Annotated in this window: 9 protein-coding genes and 1 pseudogene; 5 read left to right on the top strand and 5 right to left on the bottom strand. The window is 74.9% G+C overall.

The window, feature by feature from the left end:
- A partial coding sequence (locus FM076_RS33125) for a hypothetical protein (RefSeq protein ID WP_207730262.1) occupies positions 1–187 on the bottom strand: 187 nt, incomplete at its 3' end.
- Between FM076_RS33125 and FM076_RS05305 the strand changes: the two are divergent.
- Positions 186–1,645, top strand: a pseudogene (locus FM076_RS05305) (PLP-dependent aminotransferase family protein). The gene FM076_RS33125 and the pseudogene FM076_RS05305 sit on opposite strands and share 2 nt — an antisense overlap.
- A gap of 206 nt (positions 1,646–1,851) precedes the next feature.
- The gene (locus FM076_RS05300; protein WP_173868763.1) at positions 1,852–2,418 is read left to right on the top strand and encodes a histidine phosphatase family protein; all 567 of its coding nucleotides are present in this window, start codon (positions 1,852–1,854) and stop codon (positions 2,416–2,418) included.
- Between the two features lie 298 nt (positions 2,419–2,716).
- Here the strand turns inward: FM076_RS05300 and FM076_RS05295 are convergent, their stop codons facing one another.
- Together FM076_RS05295 and FM076_RS05290 are read right to left on the bottom strand one after the other, a co-directional pair.
- A complete protein-coding gene (locus tag FM076_RS05295; RefSeq protein ID WP_173868762.1) occupies positions 2,717–3,859 on the bottom strand; it encodes a DUF6461 domain-containing protein in 1,143 nt (380 codons plus the stop codon).
- Positions 3,860–4,117: 258 nt separating this feature from the next.
- The gene (locus FM076_RS05290; protein WP_173868761.1) at positions 4,118–5,104 is read right to left on the bottom strand and encodes an aldo/keto reductase; all 987 of its coding nucleotides are present in this window, start codon (positions 5,102–5,104) and stop codon (positions 4,118–4,120) included.
- A gap of 215 nt (positions 5,105–5,319) precedes the next feature.
- Between FM076_RS05290 and FM076_RS05285 the strand changes: the two genes are divergently transcribed.
- Together FM076_RS05285 and FM076_RS05280 are read left to right on the top strand one after the other, a co-directional pair.
- On the top strand, positions 5,320–5,760 hold the full coding sequence (locus FM076_RS05285) for a GNAT family N-acetyltransferase (RefSeq protein ID WP_173868760.1): 441 nt from the start codon (positions 5,320–5,322) through the stop codon (positions 5,758–5,760).
- On the top strand, positions 5,757–6,893 hold the full coding sequence (locus tag FM076_RS05280) for a D-alanine--D-alanine ligase family protein (protein WP_243274310.1): 1,137 nt from the start codon (positions 5,757–5,759) through the stop codon (positions 6,891–6,893). The genes FM076_RS05285 and FM076_RS05280 overlap by 4 nt, the downstream gene beginning before the upstream one ends.
- A gap of 63 nt (positions 6,894–6,956) precedes the next feature.
- Here the strand turns inward: FM076_RS05280 and FM076_RS05275 are convergent, their stop codons facing one another.
- Together FM076_RS05275 and FM076_RS05270 are read right to left on the bottom strand one after the other, a co-directional pair.
- The gene (locus FM076_RS05275) at positions 6,957–8,078 is read right to left on the bottom strand and encodes an epoxide hydrolase family protein (RefSeq protein ID WP_173868759.1); all 1,122 of its coding nucleotides are present in this window, start codon (positions 8,076–8,078) and stop codon (positions 6,957–6,959) included.
- Positions 8,079–8,089: 11 nt separating this feature from the next.
- A complete protein-coding gene (locus tag FM076_RS05270) occupies positions 8,090–9,565 on the bottom strand; it encodes an MFS transporter (RefSeq protein ID WP_243274309.1) in 1,476 nt (491 codons plus the stop codon).
- 68 nt (positions 9,566–9,633) lie between these two features.
- Here FM076_RS05270 and FM076_RS05265 point away from each other — a divergent pair, with 68 nt between their 5' ends.
- Entirely contained in the window at positions 9,634–10,230 is a 597-nt protein-coding gene (locus FM076_RS05265; protein ID WP_173868758.1) for a CGNR zinc finger domain-containing protein, read from the top strand.
- The last annotated feature ends 111 nt before the right edge of the window (positions 10,231–10,341 follow it).

Genomic DNA, 10,341 nt, shown 5'->3' with positions numbered 1-10,341 from the left:
CGGCCGGGGTGGCGGTGGCCGGGGCGGTCCCGTCGGTGCGGTGGGCGGCCGGGCCGGTTCCCGCGTCCCCCTCGCCCTCGTACGCCGGTGCGGCGCTGCGGCGGGGGGCGGCGCCGCCGCGGTCCTCCGTCGGGCGGGGTGCGTCCGCTATCGCCGTGCGAGCGGTAGCGCTATCCTCTGTACTCATGTCGCAGCGTAGCAGTGTCGCCGAACTGGCCGCTTCCTTGCGGAGTGAGCTGGACCGCTACTCTCCCGGTGAGAAGCTGCCCTCCAGTCGGGCCCTCGTGGAGCGGTTCCGGGCCAGTCCGGTGACCGTCTCGCGGGCCCTGGCGGCGCTCGTGGCCGAGGGGCTGGTGGTGACCCGGCCGGGTGCCGGGGCCTTCCGCGCCCAGCCGCGGCAGGCCGACGCCGCCCTCGGACAGCGCGGCGACACCTCGTGGCAGGAGGTGTCCCTCAGCGCGGACGCCTCGGCCGACCACGTGCCCCGCAGCGTCGACGCGAGCGGGGTGACCGCCACGCTCGATGTACCGCCGCCCGGCGTCCTGGAGCTGAACGGCGGCTATCTGCCGCCGGGCCTGCAGCCGGAGAAGGCGCTCGCGGCGGCGCTCGCCCGCGCCGGACGGCGGCCCGGCGCCTGGGGCGTCCGCCCGTGGAGGGGGTCGAGGAGCTGCGCGGCTGGTTCGCGCGGGAGATCGGCGGCCCGGCCGGTGCGGTGGCGGCCGGCGAGGTCCTGATCACCGCGGGCGGACAGTCCGCGATCACCACGGCGCTGCGCGCGCTGGCGCCTCCGGGCGCCGCCGTGCTCGTCGAGTCGCCCACCTACCCCGGGATGCTCGCCGCGGCCCGCGCCTCCGGACTGCGCCCCGTCCCGGTGCCCGTGGACGCCGGGGGCGTCCGCCCCGGCCTGCTGGCGCAGGCGTTCCGGGCCAGCGGCGCACGGGTCTTCGTCTGCCAGCCGCTTTTCCAGAACCCCACCGGTGCCGTGCTGGCCCCGGACCGCCGCCGCGACGTCCTGCGCGCCGCGCGCGAGGCCGGTGCCTTCGTCGTGGAGGACGACTTCGCGCGGAACCTCGCCCACGAGGACGCGGGGCCGCTGCCGCCCCCGCTGCGCGCCGAGGACCCGGACGGTGTGGTCGTCCACATCCGCTCGCTGACCAAGATCACCTCGCCCAGCCTGCGCGTGGGGGCGCTCGCCGCGCGCGGGCCCGCGCTGGAGCGGCTGCGCGCCATCCAGGTCGTCGACAGCTTCTTCGTGCCCCGGCCGCTCCAGGAGGCCGCCCTCGAACTCGTCGGTGCGCCCGCCTGGTCCCGTCACCTGCGCACCGTCGCCGCCGAACTCCGCACCCGTCGCGCGCTGATGCTCACCGCGCTGGCGAGCGAGGCCCCCGCGCTCCGCCTCGACCACGTCCCGCGCGGCGGCTACCACCTGTGGCTGCGCCTGCCCGACGGCACGGACGAGGCCGCGCTCACCGCCGCCGCCCTGCGCGCGGGGGTCGCCGTCGCCCCGGGCCGCCCCTACTTCGCCGCCGAACCCCCGGCCCCGTACCTGCGGGTGACCTTCGCGCCCGCCGCGGCCGAGGGCGACATCGTCGAAGGCGTACGGCGGTTGGGGTCCGCCTGCGCCGAGGTGCTGCCGCACGGCTGAGAACGGCGGAACGCCACCGGGACCACTCGGGACCGCCGGGACCTGTCCATGATTGCAGCCTCCGGTGCGCTCCGGGCCCTGCCCGTGCACCCGGGCCCGCCCGATTCCCCCTGGGCGCTCCCTGGGGCGCCGTCCGCCGGACCTGGCGCGGCAGAGGTGGCGTCCGTCCTCTCGTCCGCACGCCCGTACGGTTCTACGCTCACCGCATGCAGGCGTGCATGACGCTGCTGGCCGCTGGGCGCAGCTCCTCCGTACTGGACGCGCGCTTCGACGACGACCGTCCGCTGGACGCCACCGGATGGGAGGAGGTGGTACGGAGGGCACCCTCGCTCTCCCACCTCGCGGCGGCCGAACTGCGCTACTGCTCCCCGTCCGCCCGCTGCCGCGAGACGGGCGCCGCCCTCGGCCTCACCCCGCTCGCCCAACCCGCCCTGCTGGACTGGGACATGGGCCGCTGGCGCGGTGCCACCCTGGCCGAGGTCACCGTCCGGGAACCGGAGGCGGTGCGCCTGTGGCGCGCGGACCCCCGCGCGGCCCCGCACGGCGGCGAGTCGCTGCTCACCTTCATCCGCCGGATCGGGGGCTGGCTGGACACCCGGCCGGTGGAGCCGGGCGGCCGGGCCGTGGCCGTCGCCGAACCCGCCATCGTCCGGGCGGCCCTCTGCTACGCGCTCAAGGCCCCGCCCCACGCCTACTGGCACATCGCGACCGAGCCCCTGGCCACCCTGACCCTCACCGGCGGCGCGGGCGACTGGCACCTCGCCCTGTACTGACCCGGTGCCGCATCATCCTCGTGCCGCACCATCCCCGTGCCGCACCATCCCCGTGCCGCACCATTCCGGTGCCGCACCATCCCCGTGCCGCACCATCCCCGTGCCGCACCATTCCGGTGCCGCACCATTCCGGTGCCGCACCGCCCCGTGCCACGGCGGGCGGATCTCGACGGGCGGATCTCGACGGGGCGGGGACGAGGCCGGGACGTCACCGCGCCGACGGGCCGGTGCCCCGCGGTCCTGCCCTGCGGTCCCGTGCCCCGCCGACCCATACCCCGAGCACTCGTGCCACGGGCATTCAAGTCCGGCGGAGTCGCGCGTCGCGGACCGGCGCGGACCGGTGCTCCCGGGACTCGCGCCGGGCGGTCTCGTACAGGGCGCCGAGCAGCCGGAAGCGGTCGGCTTCCGGCGTGCGGCGGCCGTCTCCCATGGCACGGGCGAGGCGGACGACGACGGGAGGACCGGCCGGCCGGGCGCCCTCCTCGCGGGCCAGGAGGTCGCCGAGGGCCCGCCACACGACTGCCCGGCGCGCGCCGGTTCCGCCGGTTCCGCCGTCGGTGCCCTCGGCGGCGCGGGCCGCCAGATCGGTCCGCAGCTGGGCGCGCCCTTCCGGCGGACCGCAACCGTCCAGGACGGCCAGGGCGAGGGTGCACAGCGCGTCGTCGGCCACCCCGGTGTGCCGGGCGGCCAGTTCGACCGCGTACTGCTCCATGGCGGGCAGGGCGTCCGGGCCCGGGCGGGCGAGGAAGCCGCGGAACGGCTCCTCCTCCAGCAGCGGCGAACTGTCCACCGCCGGTGCCGAGAGCGCGGCCGGCACCTCGCCGATCTCCACGGACAAGTGGGGACCCGCCGCCCACTCCGCGTCCAGCCGGGCTCCCGTGGCGCGCGCGACGGCCGCGGCCCCGGCGGCGGCCAGGTCGCCGTCCGGCTCGAGGGACAGCCCCGCCAGATGCGGGTCCCACGCCTCGGGGTACGCGCCCCAGCGGGTGCCGGGGGACCGTGTCTCGAAGGCCGAGAGCACCATGCCGTCCTCGGCCAGGAGGAGCCCCGAGGGCGCGTCGTCGCCCCAGCGGGCGCAGGCCGCCCGGCCGCCCGCCCGTGAGAGGGAGCGCAGCATCTCCTCCCGGGAGCCCGGGAAACCGTCGTACTCGACGATCACCACGGCGGGTCCCGCGTGCGCGACCGCCACCCGCAGCGCGCCCTCCGCGCCCTCCGCGCCTTCCGCGCTCTCAGCGCCCCCCGCGCCGCCCCGGGCGCGCGGCTCGGTCAGGTGGCCACCCGGCGACACGCGCCGGGCCCGCCCGGGGTCGCCGCCCAGCAGCCGGATCACCTCCGCCGGGTCCGCGTCCCGCACCGCGGTCAGACACGTCGCCCCGCGCAACGCCGGTTCGCCCGGCGGCGATCCGCGGTCGGTCCCCGTGCTCGGTGTCACCTCAGCCATGGCGACGAGTATGCCTCCCGAGGCCGCAGTGAGGACGCAGTGAGGACCGCACTGAGGACCACCCCGAGGGATCGCCCCTGGGACGGCTCCTGCGCGGCTCCGCTCGCGGTACGGCGCCCGTCGCCGTCCTGCCCACCGCCGTGCCGCCTGCCGCACGGCGGCCCGGTGGCGGACGGACGGCCGAGCGGCGAACGCCCCGCGGCGGACGGACGGGCGGGCCGCGAAGGGTGGACAGCGGCCGCCCCGGCGCGGGGTGGCTCAGCCGTTGACGAAGGAGAGGCTGCCCTCGTCGTAGCGTGCCCCGGCGATCCGGTCGCGGGGTGCGGCCGCCTCGATCGCGGCGATCTCCTCGTCCGAGAGGGAGAGGGTGAGCGCCGCGACGTTCTCCTCCAGGTACTTCTGGCGCCGGGTGCCGGGGATCGGCACCACGTCGTCGCCCCGGTGCTGCACCCAGGCCAGTGCGAGCTGCCCGGCCGTCACGCCGCGCCGCTCGGCCAGCTCGTTCAGCCGCTGGACGATCGCCAGGTTCCGGTCGAAGTTCTCCCCGGAGAACCGGGGCATGTTCCGCCGGGCGTCCGTCTCCTCCAGCGTCTCGACCGACGCGTACCGTCCCGTCAGGAAGCCCCGGCCCAGCGGGGAGAACGGCACCAGCCCGATGCCCAGTTCACGGCAGACCGGTGCGATCTCGTCCTCCAGGTCGCGGGTCCACAGCGACCATTCGCTCTGCAGCGCGCTGATGGGGTGGACCGCGTGGGCGCGCCGGAGGGTGGCCGCGCTCGCCTCGGAGAGGCCGAGGTGGCGCACCTTGCCCTCCGCCACCAGCTCCGCCATGGCGCCGACGGTCTCCTCGATGGGGACCTGGGGGTCGACGCGGTGCTGGTAGTACAGGTCGATGTGGTCGGTGCCCAGCCGGCGGAGCGAGGCCTCGCACGCCTGGCGGACGTACGCGGCGTCGCCCCGGATGACGGTCGGCTCGCCCAGCTTGTTGGCGAAGCCGAACTTCGTGGCGAGTACCACCTCGTCGCGGCGGTGTGCGATGGCCCGGCCGACCAGTTCCTCGTTGCGGCCCGCGCCGTAGAAGTCGGAGGTGTCCAGGAGGGAGACCCCCAGGTCGAGGGCGCGGTTGATGGTGGCTGTCGACGCCTCGTCGTCGGAGGAGCCGTAGCCGTGGCTCATGCCCATGCAGCCGAGCCCCTGGCCGGGGACGGTCAGCTCTCCCAGGCGGCGGGTGGGAAGGGTGGTCATGCGGATACCTCCAGGGGCGGGGGTGCCCGGCCGTGGCGCGGGCACGTGTGCGAACTCGCCGGTGACGCTAGGTGCTGGAGTGCGCTCCAACGCAAACGGCCGGCCGGCAGGGAACTGCCGCTGCCGGGGGGACCGGCCGGGTGTCCCGCGCTCCAGCTTGGCGGCTCCAAGTATGGGCTTGGAAAAACCAACCAATCTCACTACGCTGCCTCAGCATGATCACAAAAGGGGTGGACGGCTACGAGCTGTCCACGGACCCCGACCGGCTCGACGTCGGTCTGGTCCACCACTGGTTGTCCACCGACGCGTACTGGGCGCTGGGCCGCGGCCGGGAGGTGGTCGAGCGGGCGGTGCGCGGCTCCCGCAACGTCTCCGTGCACGAGAGCGGAGAGGGAGCCGGGGCGCAGGTCGCTTACGCCCGGGTCGTCACCGACCGGGCCACCTTCGCCTGGCTGTGCGACGTCTACGTCGCCCGCGCGCACCGCGGCAGAGGGCTCGGCACCTGGCTGACCCGCGCCGTCCGCGACCTTCTCGCGCCCTGGGGGCTCACACGCGTCCTGCTCGCCACCCGCGACGCGCACGAGGTCTACGCCAGGGCCGGCTTCGTACCCCATCCGGACCCGGAGCAGCTGATGATCCTGGAGGCGGCGTCATGAAACCGGTGGGGGAAGGCCCGCAGGGGCCGGGTATGCGGGTGGTCGTCCTGTGCGGCGGCGAGAGTTCGGAGCGGGACGTGTCCCTCGCCTCGGGCCACGCGGTGGCCCGGGCCCTGCTGGAACGCGGGCACGAGGTGGTGCTGGTCGACCCGGCCGCCGAGGTACCCGTCCTGGCCGGGCCGCTGCGGGAGGTGGCGGGTGCCGCTGCCGGTACCGGCGCCGGTACCGCTGCCGGATCCGATGCCGGTGCCGGTGCCGGGCTCGGCGGGGTGGCGGTCGGGACGGAGCCGCCGCCCCCCGCGGACCGGCCGCGGCTGCGGTCGCGGATGCACGCCGCCCTGACCGGCGGCCCGGTGCTTGAACTGCTGCGCGGCGCCGACCTGGTGTTCCTGGCGCTGCACGGCGGCTGGGGCGAGGACGGGCACGTGCAGGCGCTGCTGGAGGTGGCCGGGGTGCCGTTCACCGGTGCGGACAGCGCGGCGTGCGCGGCGGCGTGGCACAAGGAGCGGGCGCAGGCCGTCCTGGGAGCGGCGGGTGTGCCCGTGGCCGAGCGGGTGCTGTGGCGGTCGGCGGCGGGCGAGGTCCCGCAAGAGGTGCGCCGGCTGCTGGCGGCCGGTCCGGTGGTGGCCAAGCCCGTCGCGGACGGATCGAGTGTGTCCGTCCACCGGATCGACTCGCCCGCGCGGCTGGAACAGGTGGCGGCCGAGGTGCCCCTCTCCGAGGGCGGGCTGCTGGTCGAGCCGTTCCTGCCGGGGCGCGAGTTCACCGTGGGGGTGCTCGGTGAGAGGCCGCTCCCCGTGGTCGAGATCGAACTGACGACACCGATGTTCGACTACGCGGCCAAGTACCAGCCCGGGGCGGTGGCCGAGGTGTGCCCGGCCCGTGTCCCGGAAGCCTTCGCCTCCCGGCTGCAAGAGCTGGCCGTGCGCGCGCACCGGGCCCTGGGCATCGGCGCCGGCACCTACGCACGCACCGACTTCCGCTGCGGCGCCGACGGCGAACCGAGGTGCCTGGAGGTGAACGCCCTCCCGGGGCTGACGCCCGGGAGCCTGCTGCCCCGCGCCGCCACCGGGGCCGGCTGGAGCTATCCGGACCTGATCCAGCGCATCGTGGACCTCGCGACGACGGGCTGACAGGGGTGCGGTCACGGTGCGCCCTGGACGGCCCCTGTCTGTGGCTTCTGGGTTGATGCCTGGTCAGCGGACGAGGCGGAAGAACCCGCGCACCTGCTCGACCAGCGACTCCGGCTGCTCCAGCGCGGCGAAGTGGCCGCCTCGCGGCAGTTCCTCGAACCAGCGCAGGTCGGTGAACCGCAGTTCGGCCTCCCGCCGGGACGGGCGGGTGATGTCGCGGGGGTAGACCGACAGCCCGGACGGCGCGGTGACCTTGTCCCGGAAGTGGGCGAAGCTTTCCCAGTACAGGCGCGCGGACGAGGTGGCCGACGCGGTGAACCAGTAGACCGAGACCTCGTCGAGGATCTTCTGCCGCGACACCGCGTCCTCGTGGTTGCCGTCGTGGTCCGTCCAGGCGTGAAACTTCTCGGCGACCCAGGCGGCCTGGCCGGCCGGGGAGTCGGTGAGGCCGTAGCCGAGCGTCTGCGGCCGGGTCGCCTGCTGCCCCGAATACCCCCGGCCGGTGCGCTGGAACTCCTTCTCGGCCTCGAGGTTCGCTCGTTCAGCGGGCGTCGGGTCGTCGAATGTGCCCAGCGCCACGGACCCCATGTTCACGTGCACGCCGGCGACCCGCTCGGGCGCCACCTCGCCGAGCGCACCGGACACCGCCGAACCCCAGTCACCGCCCTGTGCGCCGTAACGCTCGTAACCCAGCGACACCATCAACGTGTCCCAGGCGCGCGCGATGCGCGTGACACCCCACCCGGGCCTCGTCGGCTTGTCGCTCCAGCCGTACCCGGGCAACGACGGCGCGACCACGTGGAACGCGTCCGCCGGATCCCCGCCGTATGCGCGCGGGTCGGTCAGTGGTCCGAGGACGTCCAGGAACTCGAGCACCGAACCCGGCCAGCCGTGCGTGAGCACCAGCGGGAAGGCGTCCGGCTCCGGCGAGCGGACGTGCAGGAAGTGGATGCCCAGCCCGTCGATGGTGTCGCGGTACTGCGGGAACACGTTCAGCCGCTCGGCGAACCCGAAATCGTAGTCCTCGGCCCAGCTGCGGCACAGCTCCTGTGCGTAGGCCAGCGGCACCCCTTGTGACCAGTCGTCCACCGGCTCGGGCTCGGGCCACCGTGTCCGGCGCAACCGTTCACGCAGGTCCGTGATCTCGGCTTCGGTGATGCTGACTTCGAACGGCTCGGCGGACATGGCAGGGCTCCTTACTGGTCAAGCGTCATCGGATCGGATGCGGGTGAGCCCTCGTCGCGGGCTCCCACGTGTGGCGTCGGGTCAGGGCCGGGGGCAGGGCGCCGGGTCAGGGCCAGGGTCAGGCTGACGACGAGTCCGGCCAGGGGGAGTGCCGCGAGCACGGCGAGGGCCACCGGTGCCGGCACGATGCCGGACAGTCCCGCGACAGCGGCCGGACCGATCCCGCCACCCAGGACGTTCATGAAGTTGAGCAGGCCCTGTGCGGTGTCGCGGTCGTCCGCGGCGACCAGGTCCGACGCGAGGCTCACCAGTACGGCTTGGGTGCCGGCGAACCCGCACACGGTCATGGCCGTGCCGATGACGACCGGGATCGGCCCGGTGGAGATCGCGACCACGAGCACGCCGGTGACGGTGAGTGCCGCGAGCCCGGCCGACACCTGCCAGCCGGTGAACCGGTCGGTCAAGGTGCCGACCAGCCGCCCGGCCAGCAGCGAGCAGGCGGCGGCCGGAACAAGGAGCACGCCGGCTTCCAGGGGGCCGCCGCCGGTGGCCTGCTCGATCAGGGACGGGGCGCGGAACAGCACCCCGTAGTAGCCGGCGAAGACGGTCCCGCCGATGAGCCCGGACGCCAGGAAACCGCGGGATGCGATCACCCGCCGGGGCACGAACCCGTCGGGCTTGCCGCGCACGCGCCACCACAGTCCCACGGCGGCGAGCACCCCGGCGGCGGCCACGACGAGCGTGACCGGAGCGGGCAGGCCGACCGAGTGTGCCTGCAACAACGTGATCAAGGAGCTGGCGAGTACCGACAGCACGGCCGCGCCGGCGATATCGAGTCGCCCGGCCGAGCCGTTCCGCTCGCCCCCACCGCTCCGCGTCAGCGCGCGCCTGCTCGGCATGGCGACCAGCAGGAGGGGCAGCGCGAGGACGGGGATCGCGAGCACGGCACGCCACCCGAGCCATGCGGTCACCGCCCCGCCCAGCAGTGTCCCGCACCCAGACGCCGTCGCGCTGGCTGCCGCGATGATTCCCAGGGCGCGAATCCGTTGCCGCCCGGGAAGGACGGTGGCCGCGGCGAAGACGGCGATCACGGTCGCACCCGCCCCGGCGCCGCCGATCAGCCGGCCGACGATCACGACGGACAGCGTCGGCCCGGCTCCGGCGAGCGCGGAGCCCGCGGCGAGCGCCGCGACCCCGGCGACGAGGACCTGGTAGGGGCTCCAGCGGACCAGCAGCCGACCAGCGACCGGCATGGCGAGCGCGGAGGTCAGCGACCAGGCGGCGAGAATCCATGCCGTGGCCCCGAACGGCACTCCGAGCGCGCGGCCGATGACCGGCAGCGCCACCGACGGCGCTCCCAGTGCCACGTACATCGGCAGCACCAGCATCCCCAAAGTCAGCCCCAGCCGACGCCCGTCCGACGCGCCGGTTCGCTCCGGTGCCGGAGCACCTCCAGACGGGATCGTCTGCGGCATCGTCGTCTCCATCCAGGTACCTTGTGACATGTGAAAACCAATACAGGTGTCACGCTAAGCGGAGTGAGGAGACACGTCAAATGCTGGATGCGTGTTACAGCTCATCGGCGGTGGAGACTGCCGTCGATCTCGCCAACACCTGGAGACCGATCAAGGGCGAGGACGCGCTGGAGACCGTGGAACAGCTCCAGGACTTCCTCGCCGCCCATCCGCCTGTCGGGCCGGGCGAGCCGTCGAGCCCGGCCACGGACCCGGGACCCGGTCCCTGGCGGCGTCTCACCCGCGTCGACCTGACGGAGGTCCGGGCGCTGCGCGAGACGGTGCGCGGCGTTCTCGAACGGTCCAGCACCGACGCGGTCGCGGCTGCGGCCCTGATCAACGACGGCCTGCGCCGCAGTCGGGCCACTCCGGTGCTGCGTCACGGTCACGACCGCTGGTGGACCGAGGTCACCGCCGACACCGACCGTTGCGCGGCGCACCTGGCCGCGACCACGCTCAGCGCGCTGGCCTGTGTGATCGCCACGCTCGGTCCCACCCGTCTCGGCGTATGTGCCGGGTCCCAGTGCCGGGCCACCTATGTGGACCTCTCACGCAACGGCTCGAAGCGGTACTGCACCCGGACCTGCGCGCACCGCGCCAGCGTCGCGGCCTACCGCAGTCGGCACGGCAGCGGCTGAGCGAGGGAACACGGCCCTCTCCAGGCCGTCTCAACCGCCCCCTCCGGGCCGTCTCAACCGCTCACGGGCCGGCTCACGTACCCGGTCACGGCCGGGGGCGGGGGATCACCC

The organism is Streptomyces albus subsp. chlorinus (assembly GCF_013302895.1).
Lineage (GTDB): Bacteria > Actinomycetota > Actinomycetes > Streptomycetales > Streptomycetaceae > Streptomyces > Streptomyces chlorinus.
This window is presented reverse-complemented; position numbering and strand designations above follow the sequence as displayed.